We start from the raw sequence: 25,729 nt of genomic DNA on the forward strand, positions 1-25,729 counted from the left end.
ACGTAGAGGATTCAAGATGGCTACTGGAAAGATTGTCCAGGTAATCGGCGCCGTGGTGGACGTCGAGTTCCCTCAGGACGCCGTACCACGCGTGTACGACGCGCTTGAGGTACAGAATGGTAACGAGAGCCTGGTGCTGGAAGTTCAGCAGCAGCTCGGCGGCGGTATCGTGCGTACCATCGCGATGGGTTCTTCCGACGGTCTGCGTCGTGGTCTGGAAGTTAAAGACCTTGAGCACCCGATCGAAGTCCCGGTAGGTAAAGCAACACTGGGTCGTATCATGAACGTATTGGGTCAGCCAATCGACATGAAAGGCGACATCGGTGAAGAAGAGCGTTGGGCTATCCACCGCGCGGCACCTTCCTACGAAGAGCTGTCCAGCTCTCAGGAACTGCTGGAAACCGGCATCAAAGTTATCGACCTGATGTGTCCGTTTGCGAAGGGCGGTAAAGTTGGTCTGTTCGGTGGTGCGGGTGTAGGTAAAACCGTAAACATGATGGAGCTGATCCGTAACATCGCGATCGAGCACTCCGGTTACTCCGTGTTTGCGGGCGTAGGTGAACGTACTCGTGAGGGTAACGACTTCTACCACGAAATGACCGACTCCAACGTTCTGGACAAAGTATCCCTGGTTTACGGCCAGATGAACGAGCCACCAGGAAACCGTCTGCGCGTTGCGCTGACCGGCCTGACAATGGCTGAGAAATTCCGTGACGAAGGCCGTGACGTTCTGCTGTTCGTTGATAACATCTATCGTTACACCCTGGCCGGTACCGAAGTATCTGCACTGCTGGGTCGTATGCCTTCAGCGGTAGGTTATCAGCCTACGCTTGCGGAAGAGATGGGTGTTCTTCAGGAACGTATCACCTCTACCAAAACCGGTTCTATCACCTCCGTTCAGGCGGTATACGTACCTGCGGATGACTTGACTGACCCATCTCCAGCCACCACCTTTGCGCACTTAGACGCAACCGTGGTACTGAGCCGTCAGATCGCGTCTCTGGGTATCTACCCGGCCGTTGACCCGCTGGACTCCACCAGCCGTCAGCTGGATCCACTGGTTGTTGGTCAGGAACACTACGACACCGCGCGTGGCGTACAGTCCCTGCTGCAGCGTTACCAGGAACTGAAAGACATCATCGCCATCCTCGGTATGGATGAACTGTCTGAAGAAGACAAACTGGTGGTAGCACGTGCGCGTAAGATCCAGCGCTTCCTGTCCCAGCCGTTCTTCGTTGCGGAAGTATTCACCGGTTCTCCGGGTAAATACGTTTCCCTGAAAGACACCATCCGTGGCTTTAAAGGCATCATGGAAGGCGAATACGATCACCTGCCAGAGCAGGCGTTCTACATGGTTGGTTCCATCGAAGAAGCCGTGGAAAAAGCCAAAAAACTTTAACGCCTTAATCGGAGGGTGATATGGCAATGACTTACCACCTGGACGTCGTCAGCGCAGAGCAACAAATGTTCTCTGGTCTGGTCGAGAAAATCCAGGTAACGGGCAGTGAAGGTGAACTGGGTATTTTCCCGGGTCACGCACCGCTGCTCACCGCCATTAAGCCTGGTATGATCCGCATCGTTAAACAGTTCGGTCACGAAGAGTTTATCTATCTGTCCGGCGGCATTCTTGAAGTGCAGCCTGGCAGTGTGACCGTTCTGGCCGATACCGCTATTCGTGGCCAGGATCTCGACGAAGCGCGAGCCCTGGAATCGAAGCGTAAGGCTGAAGAGCACATTAGCAGCTCTCATGGTGACGTGGATTACGCTCAGGCGTCTGCGGAGCTGGCCAAAGCGATCGCGAAACTGCGCGTTATCGAGTTGACCAAAAAAGCGATGTAACACCGGCTTGAAAAGCACAAAAGCCAGTCTGGATACCAGACTGGCTTTTTTTTTGATCCTTAATTCATGATGAAAAAGATGTAGAATTTTAGGCATCAAACGTTTTTACTTCTCACTCAAACTACCGTCAGGATGCGTATGTCAAACAGTGCGATGAGCGTGGTGATCCTTGCCGCTGGCAAAGGTACCCGCATGTATTCCGATCTGCCTAAAGTGCTCCACACGCTGGCAGGAAAGCCAATGGTGCAGCATGTCATTGATGCAGCGAATGAACTGGGTGCCCGTCAGGTTCACCTGGTCTACGGCCACGGCGGCGATCTGCTTAAGAAGACGTTGAGCGATGATGCGCTCAACTGGGTGCTTCAGGCTGAACAGCTGGGTACCGGTCATGCGATGCAACAGGCTGCGCCGTTCTTTGCCGATGACGAAGATATTCTGATGCTCTACGGCGACGTTCCGCTGATCTCCGTTGAAACGCTGACTCGCCTGCGTGCAGCCAAGCCGCAGGGCGGCATCGGTTTATTGACCGTTGTGCTGGACGATCCAACGGGCTATGGCCGTATCACGCGTGAAAACGGCAACGTAACGGGTATCGTTGAACATAAAGATGCCAGTGATGAACAGCGCAAGATTCAGGAGATCAACACCGGCATCCTGATTGCCAATGGTGCGGACATGAAGCGCTGGCTCTCTCAGCTCGACAACAATAACGCGCAGGGTGAGTACTACATCACCGACATCATTGCGATGGCGTATCACGAAGGGCGTGAGATCGCCGCCGTTCATCCGGCGCGCATCAGCGAAACGGACGGCGTGAATAACCGCCTGCAGCTTTCCCGTCTTGAGCGTATTTATCAGTCCGAGCAGGCCGAAAAACTGCTGCTCGCGGGCGTGATGCTGCGCGATCCGGAGCGTTTCGATTTGCGCGGCACCGTGTCTCACGGGCGCGACGTTGAGATCGATACTAACGTTATCCTGGAAGGTAACGTCACGCTGGGTAACCGCGTCAAAATCGGCGCTGGCTGCGTGATTAAAAACAGCGTCATCGGTGACGACTGCGAAATCAGCCCGTACAGCGTGGTGGAAGATGCTCATCTTGAAGCAGCGTGTACCATCGGCCCGTTTGCGCGTCTGCGCCCGGGTGCTGAGCTGCTGGAAGGCGCGCACGTGGGCAACTTCGTGGAAATGAAAAAAGCGCGTCTGGGTAAAGGCTCGAAAGCCGGTCATTTGACCTATCTGGGCGACGCGGAGATTGGCGATAACGTGAATATTGGTGCAGGAACCATTACCTGTAACTATGACGGCGCCAATAAGTTTAAAACCATCATCGGCGATGACGTGTTCGTGGGCTCGGACACGCAGCTGGTGGCACCGGTTACCGTGGGTAACGGCGTGACCATTGCCGCCGGCACAACCGTCACGCGCGACGTAGCGGATAACGAGCTGGTGTTAAGCCGCGTGCCGCAGGTACACAAGCAGGGCTGGAAACGCCCGGTGAAGAAAAAGTAACAACAAGGCGGGTGGCGCTACGCTTACCCGCCCTACGATTGAGTAGGCCTGATAAGGCGTAGCCGTCATCAGGCAAACCCGGGAGAGGAGATAAATATATATCTCCCCCCACAAGCAGTACCCATAAAAATAACCCCACTCTCTACAAGGCTCGGGGCGCCCGGAAAGGGTAAATACAGGTCAGCGACAACGCAGGCATAATGCCTAAATTCGGAATCTAAAATATGTGTGGAATTGTTGGCGCAGTTGCGCAGCGTGATATTGCTGAAATCCTTCTCGAAGGTTTACGTCGTCTGGAATACCGTGGTTACGACTCTGCCGGTCTGGCTGTCGTGGATGCAGAAGGGCATATGACCCGTCTGCGTCGTCTCGGTAAAGTGCAGATGCTGGCCCAGGCCGCGGAAGAACACCCGCTGCACGGGGGTACCGGTATTGCGCACACCCGCTGGGCGACGCACGGCGAACCGTCTGAAGGTAACGCGCATCCGCATGTGTCTGAACACATCGTGGTGGTGCATAACGGCATTATCGAAAACCACGAACCGCTGCGCGAAGAACTGAAAGCGCGCGGCTATACCTTCGTCTCTGAAACCGACACCGAAGTGATTGCTCACCTGGTGCACTGGGAGCTGGCAAAGGGCGGTACGCTGCGTGATGCGGTGCTGCGCGCTATCCCTCAGCTGCGCGGTGCATATGGTACGGTGATCATGGACTCCCGCGATCCATCTACCCTGCTGGCCGCGCGTTCCGGTAGCCCGATGGTTATCGGTCTGGGCATGGGTGAAAACTTTATCGCTTCCGATCAGCTGGCGCTCCTGCCGGTGACCCGTCGCTTTATCTTCCTGGAAGAGGGCGATATCGCGGAAGTGACTCGCCGCAGCGTGACCGTCTTCGACACCAAAGGCGAGCAGGTGAAGCGTCAGGAGATCGAATCTAACCTGCAGTACGACGCGGGCGATAAAGGCGCTTACCGTCACTATATGCAGAAAGAGATCTACGAGCAGCCGAACGCTATCAAAAACACTCTGACCGGGCGCATCAGCCACGGCGAGGTGGATCTGAGCGAGCTGGGGGCAAACGCCAACGAACTGCTCGGCAAGGTTGAACATATTCAGATCGTAGCCTGCGGTACTTCTTATAACTCCGGTATGGTCTCTCGCTACTGGTTTGAATCCCTTGCGGGCGTGCCGTGCGACGTGGAAATCGCGTCTGAGTTCCGCTATCGCAAGTCTGCGGTGCGTCGTAACAGCCTGATGATCACCCTTTCCCAGTCCGGCGAAACGGCGGATACGCTGGCAGCGCTGCGTCTGTCTAAGGAATTGGGTTATCTGGGCTCGCTGGCCATCTGTAACGTCCCGGGCTCATCCCTGGTGCGTGAGTCCGATCTGGCGCTGATGACCAAAGCGGGCACCGAAATCGGCGTGGCCTCCACCAAAGCGTTTACCACTCAGCTGACCGTTCTGCTGATGCTGGTGGCGAAGCTGGCGCGTCTGAAAGGCGAAGATGCTTCCGTTGAGCACGACATCGTTCACGGTCTCCAGGCGCTGCCGAGCCGTATTGAGCAGATGCTGTCTCAGGACAAACGCATTGAGGCGCTGGCGGAAGATTTCTCTGACAAACATCACGCCCTGTTCCTGGGTCGTGGCGATCAGTACCCGATTGCGCTGGAAGGCGCACTGAAGCTGAAAGAGATCTCCTACATCCATGCGGAAGCCTACGCGGCAGGCGAGCTGAAGCATGGCCCGCTGGCGCTGATTGACGCGGATATGCCGGTCATTGTTGTCGCACCGAACAACGAACTGCTGGAAAAACTGAAATCCAACATCGAAGAGGTACGCGCCCGCGGCGGCGTGCTGTACGTCTTCGCTGATAAAGATGCCGGTTTCGCCAGCAGCGACAACATGCACATCATCGAGATGCCGCATGTGGAAGAGGTGATTGCACCGATCTTCTACACCGTTCCGCTGCAGCTGCTGGCTTACCACGTGGCGCTGATCAAAGGCACCGACGTTGACCAGCCGCGTAACCTGGCGAAATCGGTCACCGTAGAATAATCCCTTCTGTTAATGGCTACACGACGTGTAGCCATTTTTTCCTTACTTTTTTCTCATCAGCTTTCTCTTTGCTATCAATCATCTTATTCTGACGCATTTCGTTACTTTATTGTGTGAATAATGAACGAGATTGCTTCTGAGCATTAGTATTTTCTATTTTGATCACTAAACGATCAGCTTTTATTAACGGAATCCTAAAAATGGTTTGTTTATAAAATATGTGCCCTTTTTATGTGTATACTGAAAAGGAATTTTAATGATAAAGCAAAAATAATATTATATTTGTTTTTCTCTATTATTATTCCAGCTCTGGTTCGTCATTATTCCATTAATTTAAACTCCCCCCTTGAAGATCATTCTTCCCGAAGAATATTATTCATCGCATTTGGGATGGCGTTGTCTTTATGATAAACGCAATATTGATTTAATTAATGGAGTTATCATGAAAAATAATGGAATTACGGTGGCGATTGCACTCGCATCGGCCTTAATGGCAGGACAATCATTTGCTGCGGATGGTACGGTTCATTTCCGCGGAGAGGTTATTGATTCAACGTGTGAAGTTACGCCTGATACCGCCGATCAGACGGTGAATATCGGCCGCGTTGCCAAAACGACGTTCTCCGGCATTGACTCAACGGCGTCAGTAAAAGATTTCCATATTAAACTGGAGAAATGCCCTGCAACCTATACTCAGGCAGCAGTTCGTTTTGACGGAACAGAAGATAAAGACACCATCGGCAAAGGATATTTGTCTATTGGCACGCCTGTTAACGGTGAAGCGGATACTGACGGTATTTACACCGGCGAAGGTGAAGCCGTTACGGCTACCGGCGTTGCAATCAAGCTCTTCAACCTGAACGATGATACGGCGATCCCGCTGTATAACAATTCAAATTATGTTGCTATCACCGACGGCAAAGCGGACATGGGCTTTAAAGCGAAGTTTGTGCAGACGCTGGCTACGGTTACGCCGGGTACAGCGAACGCGGATTCCCAGTTCACCATTGAATACCTGAAATAATCTTCAGCTGTTCGCCAGGAGCCTGTTTTATCCTTTTGCAGGCTCCTCCACAGGATGTGAGGATAACTGATGTATTTACGGCGTTTGTTGACTCTGTTCATCATGCTCTCTTTTTCATTTTTAACACCCTTGTCGACGGCTGGCGTCATTATTGGCGGAACCCGCGTTGTTTATAGTAGCGATAAATCCGATGCGACAATTAGCATAAAAAATAACGAAGCGACCACGCCTTATCTCATACAGACGTGGGTCGATCCTTTTAAAGGCGATACAGCGTCGAATAAACCTCCTTTTACCGTTATTCCGCCGGTTTCAAGGCTGGAGGCCGGGCAGGAGAAAGTATTGCGCATCATGAAAGTGAAGGGCGAACTGCCTCACGATCGGGAATCGCTGTTCTGGCTCAACATCAAAAATATTCCGCCGTCCAGTTCAAACCCCAATTCGCTCGAAATTGCGATTAAGACGCGGATAAAACTTTTTTGGCGTCCGGCGACCCTGAATATCACGCCTGAACGGGCTGCGGCGAAGGTTAAATGGCGTGTTCAAAACCGGCAGCTCGTGATTGAAAATCCGAGCCCGCTACATATTAACGTTATGAATGTTACCGTCGATGGTAAAGACGTTACGTTAAATATTATTCCCCCTTTTGACACCGTGCGTTTGCCGCTTCCGGATGGCATTAACGGCCGCGCGCTGGTCTGGCGTTTCGTTAACGATTTTGGGGCAATCAGTCAGGAAATTCACGTCACGCTGTAAACATAGGGATGTTTGATATGGGGTGTTTCCGTTTTTTCATTGCGCTGGCCTCGGGGGTATCTCTCGGCTTTTCAGGCGTGACGCTGGCAAAAGATATCTTTAACCCTGCGCTTCTTGAAATTGACCATCCGGTGGATGTTGATATCCACCAGTTTAACCGCGCCAATACGTTACCTGCGGGCTCTTATAAGGTTGATATTCATGTTAACGATGAGTTTATCGGTAGCCGGGAGGTCACCTTTATTGAAGATAAGGCTGGCGATAGGCTGCATCCCTGTTTTAAGCACGTCAGGACGGTGCTTGCGGAGCTCGGGGCTAAGGTGGCGGCGATCGGTTCGCTGGATCGCCTGGACGAAAACGCCTGTGTGGACCCTACCCCGCTGATCCCTGGCGCCACATGGACGTTCGATACCGATAAGCTGCTGCTCAACGTCACGCTGCCGCAGATTTACATTGATACCACCGCCCGCGGCACCATCAATCCTGCCCGCTGGGATGAAGGTATTAATGCGTTGATGATGAACTATGACTTTTCCGGCTCCAGCACGTTGCAGTCTGATGATGACGACAATAGCGATTTCTACTATCTGAACCTGCGAAACGGGGCGAACATTGGCGCGTGGCGTTTACGCAATTACAGCACGCTAAACATCATTGACGGTCATTCGGATTACCATTCCATCAGCACCTATGTGCAGCGAAACCTCGCGACGTTACGCAGCCAGATCATGCTGGGTGATACCTGGACCGCGAGCGATGTCTTCGACAGTACCCAGGTGCGCGGCGTGCGCCTGTATACCGATGATGAAATGCTTCCTTCCAGCCTGACGGGTTTTGCGCCGGTCGTTCGGGGCGTAGCGAAAAGCAATGCGACGGTGATTATTCGGCAGAACGGCTACATCATTTACCAATCTGCCGTGCCGCAGGGGCCATTTGCGCTAAAAGATTTAAACACCACCAGCTCCGGCGGCGACCTGGACGTGACCATCAAAGAAGAAGACGGCAGTGAGCAACACTTCACGCAGCCCTACGCCTCGCTGGCCATCCTCAAGCGTGAAGATCAGACCGACGTCGATATCAGCGCGGGTGAACTGCGCGATCAAAGCGAATTCCAGCCCAACGTTTTTCAGGCGCAGATTCTGCACGGCTTTCCTGCCGGGATAACGGTTTACGGTGGCGTGCAGGCCGCGGAAGCGTATCGCTCGGCAGCGGTGGGGGTCGGCAAAGATATGGGGGCAGTTGGCGCGTTTTCCGTCGATATCACCCAGGCACGCGCGCAGTTTACGGACGAGGACTCAGAGGAGTCCGGCCAGTCCTGGCGTTTTCTCTATTCGAAACGGTTTGATGAGACGGATACCACGCTGAGGCTGGTGGGGTATCGCTACTCAACACAGGGCTACTACACCCTCAATGAATGGGCGTCACGCCAGAACAGTCAGCGCGATTTCTGGGTAACGGGCAACCGACGCAGCCGGCTTGAAGGGACCTGGACGCAGAATTTCGGCGATGGCATGGGGAACATTTATCTCACGCTGAGCCGCCAGCAGTACTGGAAAACCGACGAAGTTGAACGCCTGGTTCAGCTTGGCTACAGCAATGTCTGGCGGTCGCTTTCCTGGAACCTCTCCTGGAACTACAGCGATTCCATCACCACGGCGCAGAGCGCTGAGTATACAGATAGCGACGATCGAGAAAGCGAACAGGTTTTTATGCTGTCGTTCTCCGTGCCGCTGTCAGCATTGCTGCCGGACAGCTATGTGAGCTACGGCCTCACGCAGAACAACAGCGGAAAAGGAATGCACCAGCTTGGCCTGAACGGTACGGCGCTTGATAACCGTAATCTCTCCTGGAACCTCCAGCAGTCCTGGGATGCGGATGACAGTGTGTACAGCAGCAGCGCGGGGGTGGGATATGACGGAACCTATGGTTCGGTTAACGGCAGCTATGACTACAACCAGGACAGCCAGCGGCTCAACTACGGCGCGCGCGGCGGGATCCTGCTGCATGGCGATGGAGTGACGTTCTCGCAGGAGATGGGCGAAACCGTGGCGCTGATTAAAGCACCCGGTGCAGCCGGTCTGGCAATGGAAAACGGCACCGGTACGGCAACCGACTGGCGAGGCTACACCGTTCAAACGCAGCTTAACGCTTACGATGAAAACCGTGTGGAAATTGAGAGCGGCTATTTTGAAAAAGCGAACGTCGAGCTGGAGAACAGCGTGCTTAACGTCATCCCCACGCGAGGTGCGGTGGTGCGGGCGGAATTTATCACCCACGTTGGCTATCGCGTGCTCTTTGAGGTCACACAGGCCAACGGCAAACCGGTTCCCTTTGGCGCAGTGGCGTCTGCCGAACTGGCGACGGGCAGCGTGTCGGGCATTACCGGCGAGAATGGCGAACTCTATCTTTCGGGCATGCCGGAAGAGGGAACGTTCACGCTGAAGTGGGGGAGTGAAAAGACAAAACCTTGCAAGGTCCATTATCAGTTCCCCAAACCAACGGGTGTTGAACTGGTTCAAACAGCGGTCGTGTGCCAATAGGGAAATGAGATGAAACGACGTATCACTTTTATAGCAGTCGCCATGCTGCTTTTTACCCCTTTTTCCCACGCCGCGACGACAGAAGGCGGGGTGTGTTTCGCCATCGGCGGCACCTATATTTTCAACCTTAATCTTAACGGGGCAGAGATACCGGCAGATAAAAATCAGGCGGGAACCGAGGTGCGCGATCTGACGACCCTGCAATCGCCTTCCCGGTATAAACTGGGATGTAACTGCCTGACCCATTTCACCACCACTTTTCGTAGCATCTACTTCACCGCGCGTTCGCCCTTAAGCGTTGATACCGTAAAAAACGGGTATACCTACTACAGGTTGAACGACCAGCTCAGCATTGCGTCCTCTATTCACGTGTTGGGACGCGACTACCTTCCCGTTCCCTTTGAGGCCGAGCCCAACCGGGTGACATCCGGTCTTTACTGCTATGCCTCCGGTGAAGAAGGCTCAGAGGCAACGCTTGATACCGGTTCTCAGGTAAAATTATCGTTTTTAATCGACAAGCCCTTTATTGGAAAAGTTACCGTTCCGGGTACGACGATTGCCACGCTCTATGGCGGTATCGATGAAGCGTCCTCTCTGGCAAGTACCGAGAAGCTCGCCGAAATAAAAATTGCCGGAGACATCGTGGTACCGCAAAACTGCGAGATCGCGCCGGGTCAGTCGCTGGAAATTGATTTTGGAAAAATTCCCGCCAGCGCGTTTTCCGCCACCAAAGGCGAGGCGGTCGGTAGCCGCAAAATCCGCAAGATGATACAGGTGAAATGTACCGGCATGCTGGATGAGAACATCGTCCGATCCGCTTTCCATGCCGATCCCGTTGACGCTGACGCCACGATGATGAAAGTGAACGGCAATGATGACGTAGGGATCGTTATTTATGATAAATGGGACCGCGTCGTCAACGTCAATGGGGGGAGCATGGAGATGGATATGGGAGCCAACCAGGGGGGCGCCGAAGTTAACTCGCTCACCTTCTCTGCTGCCCCGGCCAGCGCGACGGGGAGTATTCCGAAGCCCGGCGCCTTTGAAGCCTGGGCAACCCTGACCCTCGAAATTCAAAATTAATAACAACGGCTGTTTATGACAGCCGTTGTCATATTCACATCTTTGAACCAGGCTTAACGCATCTCAGTGTGACATTATCATGACAGGGATATGATTTTATTTGTATTAAAATCATTACCTTAACTCAAACACGTTGATTGTCATAAAACTGTCATATTTCGTACATTTATCTGTCACCTGTTTGTCCTATTTTGCTCATCGTAGCCACTTAAACAATGATTTACGAAATCCTTGCAGGAGACATTATGAAAGTTATGCGTACCACTGTCGCAACTGTTGTCGCCGCGACCTTATCTCTGAGCGCTTTCTCTGCTTTTGCAGCAGCAAGCCTGACTGGCGCTGGTGCAACCTTCCCTGCGCCGGTGTATGCCAAATGGGCGGATACCTACCAGAAAGAAACCGGTAACAAGGTTAACTATCAGGGTATCGGCTCCTCCGGTGGCGTAAAACAAATTACCGCGAATACCGTTGATTTCGGCGCATCCGACGCTCCGCTGTCTGATGAAAAACTGAATCAGGAAGGCCTGTTCCAGTTCCCGACCGTGATCGGCGGTGTTGTGCTGGCCGTTAACATCCCTGGCCTGAAATCAGGCGAGCTGGTGCTGGACGGCAAAACCCTGGGCGACATCTACCTGGGCAAAATCAAAAAATGGGATGACGAAGCCATCACTAAGCTGAACCCGGGCGTTAAGCTGCCTTCGCAGAACATCGCTGTGGTTCGCCGTGCTGACGGCTCTGGTACCTCCTTCGTGTTCACCAGCTACCTGGCAAAAGTGAACGAAGAGTGGAAATCGAAAGTCGGCTCCGGCTCTACCGTTAACTGGCCAACCGGCTTGGGCGGTAAAGGTAACGACGGCATCGCTGCCTTCGTACAGCGTCTGCCGGGCTCTATCGGTTACGTAGAATACGCTTACGCTAAGCAGAACAACCTGGCTTACACCAAACTGGTTTCTGCTGACGGCAAACCGGTTAGCCCAACCGAAGAGAACTTCGCTAACGCCGCGAAAGGCGCTGACTGGAGCAAATCCTTCGCACAGGATCTGACTAACCAGAAAGGCGACAACGCGTGGCCAATCACTTCTACAACGTTCATTCTGATTCACAAAGATCAGAAGAAACCAGAGCAAGGTACTGAAGTGCTGAAGTTCTTTGACTGGGCATACAAAAACGGCGGCAAACAGGCTAACGACCTGGATTACGCCAGCCTGCCAGACAGCGTGGTTGAGCAGATTCGTGCTGCATGGAAAACCAACGTGAAAGACAGCAGCGGTAAAGCATTGTATTAATTTAGCATTCTGACGAAAATGGCGGGTGGCGCTTGCGCTTACCCGCCGATTTCGTAAACGCGTTTAACAGAAGAGTGATTTATGGCTGCAACCAAGCCTGCATTTAACCCTCCGGGTAAAAAAGGTGACATGATTTTCGGCGCGCTGGTCAAACTGGCTGCGCTGATTGTGCTATTGCTGCTGGGCGGCATTATCGTGTCTCTGATTTTCTCCTCCTGGCCGAGCATTCAGAAATTCGGTTTCTCCTTCCTGTGGACCAAAGAGTGGGACGCGCCGAACGATATCTACGGTGCGCTGGTGCCGATTTACGGCACGCTGGTGACCTCGTTCATCGCCCTGCTGATTGCGGTTCCGGTAAGCTTCGGTATTGCGCTGTTCCTGACGGAACTGGCGCCGGGCTGGCTGCGTCGCCCGCTGGGTATTGCCATCGAACTGCTGGCGGCCATCCCAAGTATCGTATACGGCATGTGGGGCCTGTTTATCTTTGCGCCGCTGTTTGCCACGTACTTCCAGGAGCCGGTAGGTAATGTTCTCTCCGCCGTTCCGTTTGTGGGAGCCCTGTTCTCTGGCCCGGCATTCGGTATCGGTATTCTGGCGGCAGGTGTGATCCTCGCCATCATGATTATTCCGTACATTGCGGCGGTAATGCGCGATGTCTTCGAACAAACCCCGGTGATGATGAAAGAGTCGGCCTACGGCATCGGCTGTACCACCTGGGAAGTTATCTGGCGCATAGTCCTTCCGTTCACCAAAAATGGGGTGATCGGCGGCGTAATGCTGGGCTTAGGTCGCGCGCTGGGTGAAACTATGGCGGTCACCTTTATCATCGGTAACACCTACCAGCTCGACAGCGCTTCACTCTATATGCCGGGTAACAGTATTACCTCCGCGCTGGCAAACGAATTTGCCGAAGCGGAATCCGGGCTTCACGTCGCAGCGCTGATGGAACTGGGGCTGATTCTGTTCGTTATCACCTTCATTGTTCTGGCGATTTCCAAGCTGATGATCCTGCGTCTCGCGAAAAATGAGGGGGCACGCTGATGGCAACTCTCGAAATGCAAAGCACCGCCCAGCTTGCCGAATCTCGCCGCAAAATGCAGGCGAAGCGTCGTTTTAAAAACCGCATTGCGCTGACGCTTTCCATGGCAACGATGGCATTCGGCCTGTTCTGGCTGATCTGGATCCTGATGTCCACCATCACCCGTGGTATTGATGGAATGTCTCTGGCGCTGTTCACCGAGATGACGCCGCCGCCAAATACGGCGGGTGGTGGTCTGGCGAACGCCCTGGCGGGCAGCGGCCTGCTGATCCTGTGGGCGACCGTTTTCGGTACGCCGCTGGGCATCATGGCCGGCATCTACCTGGCCGAGTACGGGCGTAAATCCTGGCTGGCAGAGGTGATTCGCTTCATTAACGACATCCTGCTTTCCGCTCCGTCGATTGTCGTGGGCCTGTTTGTTTACACCATTGTAGTCGCGCAAATGGAACACTTCTCCGGCTGGGCGGGCGTAATTGCGCTGGCGCTGCTGCAGGTGCCTATCGTCATTCGTACCACCGAAAACATGCTGAAACTGGTGCCGGATAGCCTGCGTGAAGCAGCTTACGCGCTGGGTACGCCGAAATGGAAAATGATTTCTGCGATCACCCTCAAAGCGTCGGTCTCCGGGATCATGACCGGCATCCTGCTGGCTATCGCCCGTATTGCTGGTGAAACGGCACCGCTGCTGTTTACTGCCCTCTCCAACCAGTTCTGGAGCACGGACATGATGCAGCCGATCGCCAACCTGCCGGTGACGATCTTTAAATTTGCGATGAGCCCATTCGCGGAATGGCAGCAGCTGGCCTGGGCCGGGGTGCTGATCATCACCCTTTGCGTACTGTTGCTGAACATTCTGGCGCGCGTCATTTTCGCGAAGAAGAAACACGGTTAATTTTTTACGGCGCGGCAGCTCGCGGCGCCGAATGAGGAAATGAGTCAATGAGTATGGTTGATACTGCCCCGGGTAAGATTCAGGTTCGTGATTTGAACTTCTACTACGGCAAATTCCATGCCCTGAAGAACATCAACCTGGATATCGCGAAGAACCAGGTCACGGCATTCATCGGTCCGTCTGGCTGTGGCAAGTCCACGCTGCTGCGTACCTTTAACAAAATGTATTCGCTCTATCCGGAGCAGCGCGCTGAAGGTGAAATTATCCTGGATGGCGAAAACATTCTGACCCAGGCCCAGGATATCGCCCTGCTGCGCGCTAAAGTGGGGATGGTGTTCCAGAAACCGACGCCGTTCCCGATGTCCATCTATGACAACATCGCGTTTGGCGTTCGCCTGTTTGAGAAGCTCTCCCGTGCGGACATGGACGAGCGCGTGCAGTGGGCATTGACCAAGGCCGCATTATGGAACGAAACCAAAGATAAACTTCATCAGAGCGGGTACTCTCTCTCCGGTGGTCAACAGCAGCGTCTGTGCATTGCGCGCGGTATCGCCATTCGCCCGGAAGTCTTGCTGCTGGATGAACCATGTTCAGCGCTGGACCCGATCTCAACCGGCCGTATTGAAGAGCTGATCACCGAGCTGAAGCAGGATTACACCGTGGTTATCGTGACCCACAACATGCAGCAGGCTGCGCGTTGCTCAGATCACACGGCGTTTATGTACCTGGGCGAGTTGATTGAGTTCAGCGATACGGACGCGCTGTTCACCCGGCCCGCGAAGAAACAAACCGAAGATTATATTACTGGCCGCTACGGTTGATTTGCCTTAGTGCATGTGGAGAAACCATGGACAACCTCAATCTTAATAAACACATTTCAGGCCAGTTCAACGCAGAGCTGGAAAGTATTCGCACGCAGGTGATGACCATGGGTGGCATGGTCGAGCAGCAGCTTTCTGATGCGATTACGGCAATGCATAACCAGGACAGCGAGCTGGCGAAGCGCGTCATCGAAGGCGACCATAACGTCAACATGATGGAAGTGGCGATCGATGAAGCCTGCGTGCGTATTATCGCCAAGCGTCAGCCGACCGCGAGCGACCTGCGTCTGGTAATGGCGATCATTAAAACCATCGCCGAGCTGGAACGTATTGGTGACGTGGCGGATAAAATCTGCCGCACCGCGCTGGAGAAGTTTTCCCAGCAGCATCAGCCGCTGCTGGTGAGCCTGGAGTCGCTGGGCCGCCACACTGTGCAGATGCTGCACGACGTGCTGGATGCCTTTGCGCGTATGGATCTGGACGAAGCGGTGCGTATCTACCGTGAAGACAAGAAAGTCGACCAGGAGTATGAAGGCATTGTGCGTCAGCTGATGACCTACATGATGGAAGATTCCCGTACCATCCCAAGCGTGCTGACGGCCCTGTTCTGCGCGCGCTCAATCGAGCGTATCGGCGACCGCTGCCAGAACATTTGCGAATATATTTTCTACTTCGTGAAGGGACAGGACTTCCGTCACGTGGGCGGCGACGAGCTGGACAAGCTGCTGGCGGGTAAAGATCCGAAAGAGTGATGGTTGTGGCGGGTGGCGCTGGCGCTTACCCGCCCTACGTTAGCTTAACGCGTAATATCCCACCCGCGTGCCTTCCACAACTCTGGCAATTGCGCCAGATCGGTAAAGGTCGTCACTTTTGGATGATCGATCGGCTTGTTGTGCGGATCGGCACAGAAGTAAAAAACCTCCATCCCTGCATCAATCCCCGACTGGGCACCCGCAGGCGAGTCATCCACCAGAATGCAGTTCTCCACGTTGACGTTCATCGCTTTCGCCGCGTGGAACATCAGGGCCGGATCGGGCTTCCAGCGCTGAATATCGTAGCCGCTGAACAGTTTTTCCGGAAAGTGGTGCAGCATTTCAAGCTTGCCCAGTGAATGCTGCATTTTGCTGACCGGACCGTTGGAAACTACGCAGATTGGCACCGTCATCGCATCCAGCAGCGCGTTAGCCCCGGCAATAACGTCCAGTTCTGAGTCGAAGAGGCGTGCGACCTCGGCGCGGTACACTGGTTCCAGCTCCGCTTTCGCCAGATCCACCCCGTGCTCTTCGTTAATGATGTCGATGATCTCGTACAGCTTCACGCCCTTAAAGCGTTTGAACACCTCTTCGAGATCGAGCGTAATGCCAAATTCCTGGAACATGGCGACATACGCGCGGGAACAAATGACCTCACTGTCGACCAGCGTACCGTCACAGTCGAAAAATACCGCTTCAATTCCGGACATGCCCTTCCCTTTTAACAAGTTTAACGTTTACGTACGACAGATTTACGAGACGCAATCGTTGCCGTATAAGCATAATCAATGAAAAAAGTATCTCGTAACCGCCACTATTGTCGCATTTTGGTATAGGATAGCGACGAATTTTCCCTCCTTGTTCGGAAATTGATGATGAGTCAACAACACACAACCCAGACATCTGGTCAGGGTCTGCTTGAGCGCGTATTCAAACTGCGCGAGCACGGCACAACGGCACGCACCGAAGTGATCGCCGGTTTCACCACCTTCCTGACGATGGTCTATATCGTTTTTGTGAACCCGCAAATTCTGGGCGTCGCTGGCATGGACACCAGCGCCGTCTTTGTTACCACCTGTCTGATCGCGGCCCTTGGCAGCATCCTGATGGGCGTTTTCGCTAACCTGCCCGTGGCGCTGGCACCCGCTATGGGCCTGAATGCGTTCTTCGCGTTCGTGGTGGTTCAGGCGATGGGCCTGCCGTGGCAGGTTGGTATGGGCGCTATCTTCTGGGGTGCGGTCGGCCTGCTGCTGCTGACCATCTTCCGCGTCCGCTACTGGATGATTGCCAATATCCCGGTGAGCCTGCGCGTGGGTATCACCAGCGGTATCGGTCTGTTCATCGGCATGATGGGGCTGAAAAACGCCGGTGTGATCGTGGCGAACCCGGAAACGCTGGTGAGCATCGGTAACCTGACCTCGCACAGCGTGCTGCTGGGCGTGCTGGGCTTCTTCATCATCGCGATCCTGGCGTCGCGCAACATCCACGCTGCGGTGCTGGTCTCTATCATCGTGACCACGCTGCTGGGCTGGATGCTGGGTGACGTGCATTACAGCGGTATTGTCTCTGCGCCGCCGAGCGTCTCTACCGTGATTGGTCACGTTGACCTGGCGGGTTCCCTGAACCTGGGCCTGGCGGGCGTGATCTTCTCCTTCATGCTGGTCAACCTGTTTGACTCCTCCGGTACGCTGATTGGCGTGACGGACAAAGCGGGTCTGGCTGACGAGAAAGGCAAATTCCCGCGCATGAAGCAGGCGCTGTATGTGGACAGCATCTCTTCCGTGGCGGGTTCTTTCATTGGCACCTCATCTGTTACCGCTTACATTGAATCCTCTTCCGGCGTGTCCGTGGGTGGCCGTACCGGCCTGACGGCGGTGGTGGTGGGTATCCTGTTCCTGCTGGTGATCTTCCTCTCTCCGCTGGCGGGTATGGTTCCACCGTATGCGGCTGCCGGCGCGCTGATTTACGTGGGCGTGCTGATGACCTCGAGCCTGGCGCGCGTGAAGTGGGAAGATTTAACCGAAGCGGTGCCGGCCTTTATTACTGCCGTGATGATGCCGTTCAGCTTCTCGATCACCGAAGGTATCGCGCTGGGCTTTATCTCTTACTGTGTGATGAAGATCGGTACCGGCCGCTTCCGCGAACTCAGCCCGTGCGTGATTATCGTTGCGGTGCTGTTTGTGTTGAAGATTGTGTTTATTGACGCGAAATAAACAGGTTTGTTCCCTCTCCACGTGGGAGAGGGCCAGGGTGAGGGCATCAGGCCGCTCCGGCTTACGCCTTCACCCGCTTAATATAATCCCCAAACGCGGTCAGCTGGCCAGAGAGATGGTCACGCGTGCTCTGATCCACCACTTCACCCGTCTGCGGGTCAACCTTGTTTTGAATCACACCGCCCATAAATTCCGGCTTGTTCATCACCATCGCATCCAGGAACACCAGGATCTGACGCAGGTGATACTGGCAGCGTGCGCCACCAATCGCGCCCATTGAGCTGGTCTGGATCAGCACCGGTTTGCCAGACAGCGGCTGCTCCGGTAAACGGGATAACCAGTCAATCGCGTTCTTCAGGCCACCCGGAACCGAGTAGTTATACTCCGGCGTGACAATGACCACACCGTCGGCCTGGCGGATCTGCTCGGCTATCGCCTCCACGCTCTGCGGGAACCCCTCTTCCTGCTGGACATCTGCATCATACAGCGGGATATCGCCAATAGATGGCAGGGCGCTAATTTCCATACCTGCCGGGGCCAACTGCGGCAGCGTGCGGGCAACCATTCCGTTAAATGAACCTTTGCGCAGGCTTCCCAGTAACGTAACTACTTTCAACGTATCAGACATGATTACTCCTGTTTCATCATGATGACCCTGATTGGATCAGCTATGGGTAAATGCTTTTTCTGCCGGTAAACTGGTTAAACGCATCAGGCGTGCGGCGGGCTCGTTGGCGCGCTCGGGCACATCCGGAAGGCTATTCCATCCCTCTTTACTGTCAAATTCCCAAATCTTTAGCCGTTCGATGGCTGGGCTAACTGCAACAGACCATATCAACACATCTTCTGCATCGCTGAGCGCCTCTACAAGCGTGGCTTTAGCGGCACGCAGGCGTCCGGAGCCAGGCAACAATTGCAACAGACTGGCGTCGTCTGAAGCGCATCCGCAGAGCTTGCGAATACTCTGGCGCAGGGTGATGAGCTGGGCTCTGGCCTCGACGGAGTCGTTCTGGTTGCGTACCCACAGCTTCTCATTACTGGAGAGCGGGTAGTCATCGTGCGGGCTTGCGCCGTGGAAGCTCCGCGTCGCACGCTGAAGCTCCATATCCAGCCCGCAATCCCCTTCGGTGGTCAGCGCCACGCCAATGATATTGCCCGTATAGGCAATGGAAAAACGGGGGAGTTCCGGGTCAGCAAAGACCGGGCGGCCTTCTGGTTGCGTGACGATCTCCGGCAGTTCGCTGGTGCCGTACAGCATAAACAGCAGTTCTGCGAGAAGTGCTCTCGAGGCTAAAAACCGCGTCCTGCGGTGTTCGGGGAGTTTGAGCGCCTCACTGTGACAGGCTGAAGAGAGTCTGGCCGATACGAGACGTCCTTCTGTAAGTATCCCTCTTGCAAAGTGCGTTGCCATTTTTCGCTCCTTGATAATGGTCGTAATCGGTTAAACGGTTACATGATTATCGCTTAACTTGACTCCTGTTTTAATCAGTAAATCGGAGTAAGAGAAGCCTGAAGGCCGAACTTTACATTTTCTTAGGCAAAAATTGGATCGCTGCCACCGTACAACGCCTTGATGGTCTCCCGCAGCCAGAGGATTTTCGGATTATGGCTGTTCCGTTTATGCCAGATCAGCGTGAAGGGAACGGTCAGCTTTTCAGCCTGCGCTTCGTCAATGGGAATAGGAAGCGCGATCAGCTTCCGCTGGTGGAGTTCATTGTAGTGGCGACAGTAGTGGGGAGCCGTGGCGATATAGTTATGACCGGGCTGCGCCGCCATAAACATCGACTGCTCAAAGCCCGGCAAACACATGGCAATGTTTCTCTCCCGCCCCATCTCTTTTAGCACCTCATCCAGCGCCCAGGTGTCGCTCCGTTCCCAGAAGATACTGATATGGGGATAGCGCAGGAAGGTCTCCAGATTCCACTCCTCCTGCAGAGCGGGGTGGTCCTCACGCAAATAGACGTATGGACGGTCGCTAAACAGGATTTCGTAGTCGATAAACCACGGCATCAGCTTCAGCAGTTCACGCGAGCGCGGGTGGGTTTCGCGACCGGTGAAGCCAACGTCCACTTCCCCGCGCGTAATGGCGTCCAGCGAGTCGTAATCCCAGTGACGCATCTTCACCGTCGCCTGCGGATAACGCTGGTTCACCAGCTCAAGCAGGGCGTTAAAGCGGATGAGCATCAGCGGCGTTTCGGCGGCCAGCACAAACGTCAGCCCGCCAGGCGAATCATGGTGAGATTTATCGAGGATCTGGTTGCCGATCTGCATCCAGTCGGCCAAATCCTGCTCCAGGCTGACCGTCAGCGGCGTAGGCAGCAGCCCTAACGGCGTTTTGACAAACAGCGGGTCGTCAAACCAGTCGCGCAGCCTGGCCAGCGATTTACTCACTGCCGACGGCGTCACGTTCATCCGCTTCGCGGCTTTGGTGACGCTGCGCTCCTGCAGCAAAAGCTGCAGGCAAAGCAACAGGTTAAGATCGAGACTGCTGATGGGCTTCTTCATACTGTGCCGCGGGCTGGATGACCATAAGTAAGGTGATGCAGACTATGCTACAGCCAATCAGAATCCCGATCAGCATATTGAGCGCGTTAAGTCCGATGACTGCCGCCAGCCATATCCACAGAGACGAACCGCAGACCTGCGCAATCCCCAGCACCGAGCTTGCCACGCCTGCCCGCAGCGAGAACGGGCCGAGCGCCTGACTCATCGCCACGCCAAAGCCAACCGAGAACCCGGCACAGATGAGCGTAATGCCCACCAGCATCAGCGCATGAGAGCTGGTGGTTGCCAGAACCACACCTGCGGCGAGAAACAGTACCTGCGAGGTCAGCATCAGCGTGCGCTGGCGGAAGATATTCAGCGCGAAGGGGGTAGAAAATGAGACGGCCATACTGACCATGGCGGTTAATGCCATCACCGTTGAATACTCACCGCGATCGAAACCCATGGTCTCCATCAGCAACACCGGGGAAACGTTTACATACGTCAGGATCACCGCCACGCTTAACGTGGTTACGGCCAGACGGCTGAGGAAAAAGCGATTGAGAAGTTTCTCTGCCGGATGAATGGTCGCGGTATGGCTGGGATTCTGCGAGCCCGGATGGGTCTCTTTCAGTACGGCGATCGACAGCACAAAGACCAGGGCGCCCATGGCAGCCATGGTCCAGAACAGGCTCTGCCACGGGAATTTCAGCATGATCAGATAGCCTACAACCGGTGCCAGGACCGGAATGATGCAGGTTATCCCGTTCAGCATGGAGAGCACTTTAGCACGGCGCTGGGCGCTTAAGGTGTCGCGCAAAATAGCAAACGCCACCACGTAACAGCCGCCGGCACCAATGCCCTGGATGAAACGTCCTGCCAGGAACAAGGTGCTGTTCTGTGCCTGTGAGCAGAGAAGAGAGGCCAGGGCAAAGATGATGGCTCCGGTTATTGCGACGGGCTGACGGCCAGCCTTATCCGCGATCTTCCCGGCAAAGACCATCGACGACGCCATTCCTGCGAGGTAGGCCGAAAACGCGATATGCAGCTGCGCTTCGCTGGCACCCAGATCGCGGGCGATGTGCGGTAATCCCACCAGATACATATCAATACCCGACGGATAAAGCAGAACTAATGCGAAACTACAAAACAGAAAACGCGCCATAAACCCCCCATAAATGCAGGCATGCAGAATAGGGGGTGAAAAGGGTTAAAGCGAGTTGCCATTTGGACAATGGTGATTTCCCAGGAGGAAATCACCATTGATTAGCGGGAATTACTTACCAATACAGAAGCTCGAAAAGATCCGTCCCAGCAGATCGTCCGACGTAAACTCTCCGGTGATCTCGCTCAGATTCTGCTGCGCCAGACGCAGCTCTTCCGCCAGCAGTTCACCCGCCCACGCACCAATCAGCTGCGCTTTGCCCTGGTCAAGATGGCGTGCCGCCTCTTCCAGCGCCTGCAGGTGACGGCGACGCGCCAGGAAGCCGCCTTCCATGCTGGTATCAAAGCCCATGCTCTGCTTGAGATGATTACGCAGGTCGTCCACGCCTTCACCGGTCCGCGCCGACAGGCGAATAAGTGAGTGACCATTCACATCGCTGATGCCCAGCGTTTCGCCGGTCACGTCTGCCTTGTTGCGCACTACGGTGATCGGCAGTTTGGCCGGCAGACGGGCGATAAAGTCTGGCCAGATCTCCGCCGGGTCAACGGCGTCGGTCGTGGTGCCGTCCACCATAAACAGCACGCGGTCGGCCTGCTCGATTTCCTGCCAGGCGCGCTCGATACCGATGCGCTCAACCTCGTCGCTGGCATCACGCAGGCCCGCGGTGTCGATAATGTGCAGCGGCATCCCGTCGATGTGGATGTGCTCGCGCAGCACGTCGCGGGTGGTCCCGGCTATGTCGGTGACGATCGCCGCTTCACGGCCCGCCAGGGCGTTCAGCAGGCTCGATTTTCCGGCGTTAGGGCGACCAGCAATGACGACCTTCATCCCTTCACGCAGCAGGCTGCCCTGACGCGCTTCGGCGCGGACGGCATCCAGATCGTTCATCACCTGGTTTAGCTGGGCTTCGATTTTGCCGTCAGAGAGGAAGTCGATCTCCTCATCCGGGAAGTCGATAGCTGCTTCGACATAGATTCGCAGGTGAGTAAGTGCTTCCACAAGGTGATTCACACGTGCGGAAAACGCGCCCTGCAGCGAGTTCAGGGCGGAGCGGGCCGCCTGTTCAGAGCTGGCGTCGATCAGGTCTGCAATCGCCTCGGCCTGTGCCAGGTCGAGCTTGTCGTTCAGGAAGGCACGCTCGGAGAATTCGCCCGGCTTCGCAATGCGCAGGCCCGGCAGGGTCAGAATACGTTTTAACAGCAGGTCGAGGATAACCGGGCCGCCGTGGCCCTGAAGTTCCAGCACGTCTTCGCCGGTAAAGGAGTTCGGGCCGGGGAACCACAGCGCAATGCCCTGGTCCAGCGGCGTGCCGTCGGCATCTTTAAACGGCAGGTAATCAGCGTAGCGCGGCTTTGGCAATTTACCCAGCACCGCTTCTGCCACCTCGCGCGCCTTCAGGCCGGAGATGCGCAGAATGCCTACACCACCGCGTCCCGGTGGGGTTGCCTGGGCGACGATAGTGTCGTTATGGCTCATGGTTGCTCTCGTTCAATACAAATAAAAAAGGCGGTCAATCGACCGCCCTTATTTTAGCGTTATCTTACCGAATCAGGACTTTTTCTTTTCGCGGCTATGCAGGCCACGTTTTTCCAGACCACGGTAAATCAGCTGCTGCTGGATGATGGTCACCAGGTTGCTGACGATATAGTACAGCACCAGACCTGACGGGAACCACAGGAAGAACACGGTGAAGATGACCGGCATAAAGGTCATGATCTTCTGCTGCATCGGGTCGGTCACGGTGGTCGGCGACATCTTCTGGATGAAGAACATCGTCACGCCCATCAGGATCGGCAGGATGTAGTACGGGTCCTGTGCGGACAGGTCATGGATCCACAGCGCGAACGGCGCGTGGCGCAGCTCAACGGAACCCATCAGCATGTAGTAAAGCGCAAGGAAGATTGGCATCTGAATCAGCAGCGGGAAGCAACCACCCAGTGGGTTCACTTTCTCTGCCTTATACAGGGCCATCATCTCCTGGCTCTGACGCTGTTTATCATCACCCAGACGCTCACGCATCGCCTGAATCTTCGGCTGCAGCATGCGCATCTTCGCCATGGAGGTGTACTGCGCTTTGGTCAGCGGGTACATGATGCCACGCACGATGAAGGTGATAACGATGATGGAGAAGCCCCAGTTACCCAGGAAGCTGTGGATGAACTTCAGCAGCTTAAACAGCGGCTGCGAGATGAACCACAACCAGCCGTAATCAACGGTCAGATCCAGGTGCGGCGCGACGGCAGCCATTTTGTCCTGGATTTCCGGGCCGACCCACAGGGTGCTTGCCAGCTTACCGGTTTGACCCGGCTGAACCAGAACAGGCTGTGATTTGTAGCCGATGGCTGCAATACCGTTGCCCAGGTTCGCGGTGTAGAAGTTATTCGTACCGTCGTTATTCGGGATCCACGCGGTCGCGAAATACTGCTGCAGCATTGCGACCCAACCGCCTTTGGAGCTGACGTTCAGGTTTTCGTTATCGGCAATGGTGTCGAATTTGTATTTCTCGTACTTCGCATCAGGCGTGGAGTACGCCGCGCCCCGGAAGGTATGCAGCGCAAAGTTGCTGCTTCCGGTGTCACGGTGTGACGGCAGATTGATGGACTGCTTCAGCTGACCGAAGGTAGACAGTTCCAGCGGTTTCGCACCGGCGTTCTGTACGCTGTAGCCCACGTTCACCGCATACTCACCGCGTTTCAGGGTGAAGGTTTTGGTGAAGGTGTTGCCTGCCGCGTCGGTGTAGGTCATCGGGATAACGAGTTCGTTCTGGCCATCAGCCAGTACAAAGGTGTCGTTCTCGACGTTATACAGTGGACGCGCACCGTTAGCCGGGTTATCCGGGCCATCACGACCGGTCAGGCCGCTCTGCGCCTGATACAGGAACTCCGGTGTGGTTTCCAGTAACTGGAACGGTTCGTTAGACTTCAGCTCTTTCGGGTAGGTCAACAGCAGCGCCTGCTCAACATCACCACCACGGGTGTTGATAGTCAGCTCAAGCACATCGGTCTTAACCGTAATCTGTTTCCCCTGGCCACTGGCCGGTACGCCCTGGTCGGCGGCGCTACCCGCTGCGGTGGTCGTGGTCTGCGTGGTCTGCTGCTGGGGTTGAGGATTTTTATCCTGCTCCCATGCCTGCCAGATCATGAAAGACACGAACAACAAAGCGATGATAAGAAGATTGCGTTGCGAATCCATCGTTAGTGTTCTCTGGTATCAAAAGGTCCTGGGGGGACGGGGTCGTCTCCACCGGGGTGTAAAGGGTGGCATTTTAATACGCGTTTCACCGTCAACCAACTGCCTTTTATCACTCCAAACCTGCGCAATGCCTCAATTCCGTAGCTTGAGCATGTTGGTGTGAAACGGCAGTGCGGCCCGAGTAGCGGACTAATCAGGCGTTGATAGACCCGAATGAGGGCTATCAGGACCCGTGAGCCAGGCGACAGTGGCGGCGCCATAATTTTTCCAACGCTTCCGAGAGAGCACGGTTATCGAGGTCGGCAACCCCCTTTTTAGCCACCACCACGAAATCCATAGAAGGCAGTTCGTGCTGACGTAAACGGAAGCTTTCACGCGTCAGACGTTTAATCCGGTTGCGTTCATGCGCACGCTTAACGTTTTTCTTAGCGACTGTGAGACCGATGCGGGGATGCCCCAGCGAATTTTGGCGGCCGAGGATGGTGATTTGCGGCGTGCCAGCCCGTTGTGGCTGCTGGAAGACGAAAGTGAAATGAGTGGGAGTTAACAAACGTAACTCCCTGGGAAATGCTAGCTTAACCACTCAGGGGTTAGCTTTATTACTTGGAAACGGTCAGACGAGCGCGGCCTTTAGCACGACGACGTGCCAGAACCTGACGACCATTTTTAGTAGCCATACGAGCACGGAAGCCGTGAGAACGGTTGCGCTTCAGTACAGACGGTTGAAAAGTGCGTTTCATGGCGATTTCTACCTAAACTTGAAAAAATTCATGACTTTTGCGGATGCCCGACCGAGTTTCGAATGACGGACGCCGAAGCCGTGGGTGATTAAAGAGGCCGGATTGTAATAATTGTACACTCCGGAGTCAATTCTCTTTCCTTATTTCCCGCGTATTTCCGCACGATTTCGCGTGGAAAATGAGCAACGGACGACGCAGGAAGATGAGCATCACGCGCCGGGTCGAGGATTATACGGCCTCGCCAACAAAGCGCAAGGATCGTCCCGGATCTTCGTTAGATCATTTAAGCAATAAATTGTCGCTGCTCATTAAATTTTCCAATATGCGGGCTAAATCGCGG

At 54.8% G+C, this 25,729-nt stretch carries 24 protein-coding genes; 14 read left to right on the forward strand and 10 right to left on the reverse strand.

Annotated elements, in window-relative coordinates:
- The first annotated feature begins 16 nt into the window (after positions 1-16).
- From atpD to phoU, 13 genes are all read left to right on the forward strand, one after another.
- Positions 17-1,399 carry a F0F1 ATP synthase subunit beta gene (gene atpD, locus IM271_RS12470; RefSeq protein ID WP_003862362.1) on the forward strand — a complete coding sequence of 461 codons (1,383 nt, stop codon included), beginning with the start codon at positions 17-19 and terminating at the stop codon, positions 1,397-1,399.
- A 20-nt stretch (positions 1,400-1,419) separates the two neighbouring features.
- Positions 1,420-1,839 (forward strand): F0F1 ATP synthase subunit epsilon, encoded by a 420-nt coding sequence (locus IM271_RS12475; RefSeq protein WP_006177560.1) that lies wholly within the window; start codon positions 1,420-1,422, stop codon positions 1,837-1,839.
- A 138-nt stretch (positions 1,840-1,977) separates the two neighbouring features.
- Entirely contained in the window at positions 1,978-3,348 is a 1,371-nt protein-coding gene (glmU, locus tag IM271_RS12480) for a bifunctional UDP-N-acetylglucosamine diphosphorylase/glucosamine-1-phosphate N-acetyltransferase GlmU (RefSeq protein ID WP_153657027.1), read from the forward strand.
- Between the two features lie 224 nt (positions 3,349-3,572).
- The gene (gene glmS / locus IM271_RS12485; protein ID WP_047366743.1) at positions 3,573-5,402 is read left to right on the forward strand and encodes a glutamine--fructose-6-phosphate transaminase (isomerizing); all 1,830 of its coding nucleotides are present in this window, start codon (positions 3,573-3,575) and stop codon (positions 5,400-5,402) included.
- Between the two features lie 442 nt (positions 5,403-5,844).
- Positions 5,845-6,426 (forward strand): chaperone-usher fimbrial major subunit, encoded by a 582-nt coding sequence (locus tag IM271_RS12490; RefSeq protein ID WP_047366742.1) that lies wholly within the window; start codon positions 5,845-5,847, stop codon positions 6,424-6,426.
- A gap of 69 nt (positions 6,427-6,495) precedes the next feature.
- Positions 6,496-7,182: a fimbrial chaperone gene (locus IM271_RS12495; RefSeq protein WP_192987415.1), complete on the forward strand. Its 687-nt coding sequence runs from the start codon at positions 6,496-6,498 to the stop codon at positions 7,180-7,182.
- 17 nt (positions 7,183-7,199) lie between these two features.
- Positions 7,200-9,722, forward strand: a complete 2,523-nt coding sequence (locus tag IM271_RS12500) for a fimbria/pilus outer membrane usher protein (protein ID WP_193052667.1) — start codon at positions 7,200-7,202, stop codon at positions 9,720-9,722.
- Between the two features lie 9 nt (positions 9,723-9,731).
- Positions 9,732-10,805: a fimbrial protein StgD gene (gene stgD, locus IM271_RS12505; RefSeq protein ID WP_053087970.1), complete on the forward strand. Its 1,074-nt coding sequence runs from the start codon at positions 9,732-9,734 to the stop codon at positions 10,803-10,805.
- Between the two features lie 245 nt (positions 10,806-11,050).
- Positions 11,051-12,091: a phosphate ABC transporter substrate-binding protein PstS gene (gene pstS, locus IM271_RS12510; protein ID WP_028014923.1), complete on the forward strand. Its 1,041-nt coding sequence runs from the start codon at positions 11,051-11,053 to the stop codon at positions 12,089-12,091.
- An 81-nt stretch (positions 12,092-12,172) separates the two neighbouring features.
- Positions 12,173-13,132 (forward strand): phosphate ABC transporter permease PstC, encoded by a 960-nt coding sequence (gene pstC / locus IM271_RS12515; RefSeq protein ID WP_028014924.1) that lies wholly within the window; start codon positions 12,173-12,175, stop codon positions 13,130-13,132.
- Positions 13,132-14,022, forward strand: a complete 891-nt coding sequence (gene pstA, locus IM271_RS12520; RefSeq protein ID WP_014881893.1) for a phosphate ABC transporter permease PstA — start codon at positions 13,132-13,134, stop codon at positions 14,020-14,022. Before pstC ends, pstA begins: the two co-directional genes overlap by 1 nt.
- Positions 14,023-14,069: 47 nt before the next feature.
- A complete protein-coding gene (gene pstB / locus IM271_RS12525) occupies positions 14,070-14,843 on the forward strand; it encodes a phosphate ABC transporter ATP-binding protein PstB (RefSeq protein ID WP_010426574.1) in 774 nt (257 codons plus the stop codon).
- A 26-nt stretch (positions 14,844-14,869) separates the two neighbouring features.
- Complete coding sequence (gene phoU, locus IM271_RS12530; RefSeq protein WP_003861153.1) at positions 14,870-15,595, forward strand: phosphate signaling complex protein PhoU; 726 nt, start codon at positions 14,870-14,872, stop codon at positions 15,593-15,595.
- Between the two features lie 44 nt (positions 15,596-15,639).
- Here the strand turns inward: phoU and yieH are convergent, their stop codons facing one another.
- A complete protein-coding gene (gene yieH / locus IM271_RS12535; RefSeq protein WP_047366739.1) occupies positions 15,640-16,305 on the reverse strand; it encodes a 6-phosphogluconate phosphatase in 666 nt (221 codons plus the stop codon).
- Between the two features lie 165 nt (positions 16,306-16,470).
- Between yieH and adeP the strand changes: the two genes are divergently transcribed.
- A complete protein-coding gene (adeP, locus tag IM271_RS12540) occupies positions 16,471-17,808 on the forward strand; it encodes an adenine permease AdeP (protein ID WP_192971869.1) in 1,338 nt (445 codons plus the stop codon).
- Positions 17,809-17,869: 61 nt separating this feature from the next.
- On the opposite strand, the gene IM271_RS12545 is transcribed toward adeP, so the two are convergent.
- The 9 genes from IM271_RS12545 to rpmH form a co-directional block, all read right to left on the reverse strand.
- Complete coding sequence (locus tag IM271_RS12545; RefSeq protein ID WP_003861147.1) at positions 17,870-18,436, reverse strand: NADPH-dependent FMN reductase; 567 nt, start codon at positions 18,434-18,436, stop codon at positions 17,870-17,872.
- 36 nt (positions 18,437-18,472) lie between these two features.
- Positions 18,473-19,219, reverse strand: coding sequence for a 4'-phosphopantetheinyl transferase superfamily protein (locus IM271_RS12550; RefSeq protein WP_192971860.1), 747 nt, complete (start codon positions 19,217-19,219; stop codon positions 18,473-18,475).
- A 122-nt stretch (positions 19,220-19,341) separates the two neighbouring features.
- Positions 19,342-20,313 (reverse strand): HTH-type transcriptional regulator YidZ, encoded by a 972-nt coding sequence (gene yidZ, locus IM271_RS12555; RefSeq protein WP_048961462.1) that lies wholly within the window; start codon positions 20,311-20,313, stop codon positions 19,342-19,344.
- Positions 20,282-21,457 (reverse strand): MFS transporter, encoded by a 1,176-nt coding sequence (locus IM271_RS12560; RefSeq protein WP_045260851.1) that lies wholly within the window; start codon positions 21,455-21,457, stop codon positions 20,282-20,284. Before IM271_RS12560 ends, yidZ begins: the two co-directional genes overlap by 32 nt.
- A 111-nt stretch (positions 21,458-21,568) precedes the next feature.
- On the reverse strand, positions 21,569-22,933 hold the full coding sequence (mnmE, locus tag IM271_RS12565; protein ID WP_048961460.1) for a tRNA uridine-5-carboxymethylaminomethyl(34) synthesis GTPase MnmE: 1,365 nt from the start codon (positions 22,931-22,933) through the stop codon (positions 21,569-21,571).
- Positions 22,934-23,005: 72 nt separating this feature from the next.
- The gene (yidC, locus tag IM271_RS12570; protein ID WP_028014931.1) at positions 23,006-24,649 is read right to left on the reverse strand and encodes a membrane protein insertase YidC; all 1,644 of its coding nucleotides are present in this window, start codon (positions 24,647-24,649) and stop codon (positions 23,006-23,008) included.
- 2 nt (positions 24,650-24,651) lie between these two features.
- The gene (gene yidD, locus IM271_RS12575; RefSeq protein WP_001307474.1) at positions 24,652-24,909 is read right to left on the reverse strand and encodes a membrane protein insertion efficiency factor YidD; all 258 of its coding nucleotides are present in this window, start codon (positions 24,907-24,909) and stop codon (positions 24,652-24,654) included.
- Positions 24,873-25,232 (reverse strand): ribonuclease P protein component, encoded by a 360-nt coding sequence (gene rnpA, locus IM271_RS12580; protein ID WP_014072458.1) that lies wholly within the window; start codon positions 25,230-25,232, stop codon positions 24,873-24,875. The genes yidD and rnpA overlap by 37 nt, the downstream gene beginning before the upstream one ends.
- Positions 25,233-25,248: 16 nt before the next feature.
- A complete protein-coding gene (rpmH, locus tag IM271_RS12585) occupies positions 25,249-25,389 on the reverse strand; it encodes a 50S ribosomal protein L34 (protein ID WP_000831330.1) in 141 nt (46 codons plus the stop codon).
- Positions 25,390-25,729: the final 340 nt, after the last annotated feature.

This window comes from Enterobacter cloacae complex sp. I3 (assembly GCF_014896175.1).
Classification (GTDB): domain Bacteria; phylum Pseudomonadota; class Gammaproteobacteria; order Enterobacterales; family Enterobacteriaceae; genus Enterobacter; species Enterobacter bugandensis.

What these genes read in the sequence shown, in the direction of transcription:
- adeP (WP_192971869.1), top strand. Translation starts at nt 16,471, where the DNA reads ATGAGTCAACAACACACAACCCAGACATCTGGTCAGGGTCTGCTTGAG.
- rpmH (WP_000831330.1), bottom strand. Translation starts at nt 25,389, where the DNA reads ATGAAACGCACTTTTCAACCGTCTGTACTGAAGCGCAACCGTTCTCAC.
- mnmE (WP_048961460.1), bottom strand. Translation starts at nt 22,933, where the DNA reads ATGAGCCATAACGACACTATCGTCGCCCAGGCAACCCCACCGGGACGC.
- pstA (WP_014881893.1), top strand. Translation starts at nt 13,132, where the DNA reads ATGGCAACTCTCGAAATGCAAAGCACCGCCCAGCTTGCCGAATCTCGC.
- stgD (WP_053087970.1), top strand. Translation starts at nt 9,732, where the DNA reads ATGAAACGACGTATCACTTTTATAGCAGTCGCCATGCTGCTTTTTACC.
- IM271_RS12550 (WP_192971860.1), bottom strand. Translation starts at nt 19,219, where the DNA reads ATGGCAACGCACTTTGCAAGAGGGATACTTACAGAAGGACGTCTCGTA.
- IM271_RS12475 (WP_006177560.1), top strand. Translation starts at nt 1,420, where the DNA reads ATGGCAATGACTTACCACCTGGACGTCGTCAGCGCAGAGCAACAAATG.
- yieH (WP_047366739.1), bottom strand. Translation starts at nt 16,305, where the DNA reads ATGTCCGGAATTGAAGCGGTATTTTTCGACTGTGACGGTACGCTGGTC.
- glmU (WP_153657027.1), top strand. Translation starts at nt 1,978, where the DNA reads ATGTCAAACAGTGCGATGAGCGTGGTGATCCTTGCCGCTGGCAAAGGT.
- pstS (WP_028014923.1), top strand. Translation starts at nt 11,051, where the DNA reads ATGAAAGTTATGCGTACCACTGTCGCAACTGTTGTCGCCGCGACCTTA.
- IM271_RS12500 (WP_193052667.1), top strand. Translation starts at nt 7,200, where the DNA reads ATGGGGTGTTTCCGTTTTTTCATTGCGCTGGCCTCGGGGGTATCTCTC.
- yidZ (WP_048961462.1), bottom strand. Translation starts at nt 20,313, where the DNA reads ATGAAGAAGCCCATCAGCAGTCTCGATCTTAACCTGTTGCTTTGCCTG.
- IM271_RS12560 (WP_045260851.1), bottom strand. Translation starts at nt 21,457, where the DNA reads ATGGCGCGTTTTCTGTTTTGTAGTTTCGCATTAGTTCTGCTTTATCCG.
- pstB (WP_010426574.1), top strand. Translation starts at nt 14,070, where the DNA reads ATGAGTATGGTTGATACTGCCCCGGGTAAGATTCAGGTTCGTGATTTG.
- atpD (WP_003862362.1), top strand. Translation starts at nt 17, where the DNA reads ATGGCTACTGGAAAGATTGTCCAGGTAATCGGCGCCGTGGTGGACGTC.
- IM271_RS12545 (WP_003861147.1), bottom strand. Translation starts at nt 18,436, where the DNA reads ATGTCTGATACGTTGAAAGTAGTTACGTTACTGGGAAGCCTGCGCAAA.
- pstC (WP_028014924.1), top strand. Translation starts at nt 12,173, where the DNA reads ATGGCTGCAACCAAGCCTGCATTTAACCCTCCGGGTAAAAAAGGTGAC.
- IM271_RS12495 (WP_192987415.1), top strand. Translation starts at nt 6,496, where the DNA reads ATGTATTTACGGCGTTTGTTGACTCTGTTCATCATGCTCTCTTTTTCA.
- phoU (WP_003861153.1), top strand. Translation starts at nt 14,870, where the DNA reads ATGGACAACCTCAATCTTAATAAACACATTTCAGGCCAGTTCAACGCA.
- yidC (WP_028014931.1), bottom strand. Translation starts at nt 24,649, where the DNA reads ATGGATTCGCAACGCAATCTTCTTATCATCGCTTTGTTGTTCGTGTCT.
- glmS (WP_047366743.1), top strand. Translation starts at nt 3,573, where the DNA reads ATGTGTGGAATTGTTGGCGCAGTTGCGCAGCGTGATATTGCTGAAATC.
- IM271_RS12490 (WP_047366742.1), top strand. Translation starts at nt 5,845, where the DNA reads ATGAAAAATAATGGAATTACGGTGGCGATTGCACTCGCATCGGCCTTA.
- yidD (WP_001307474.1), bottom strand. Translation starts at nt 24,909, where the DNA reads ATGGCGCCGCCACTGTCGCCTGGCTCACGGGTCCTGATAGCCCTCATT.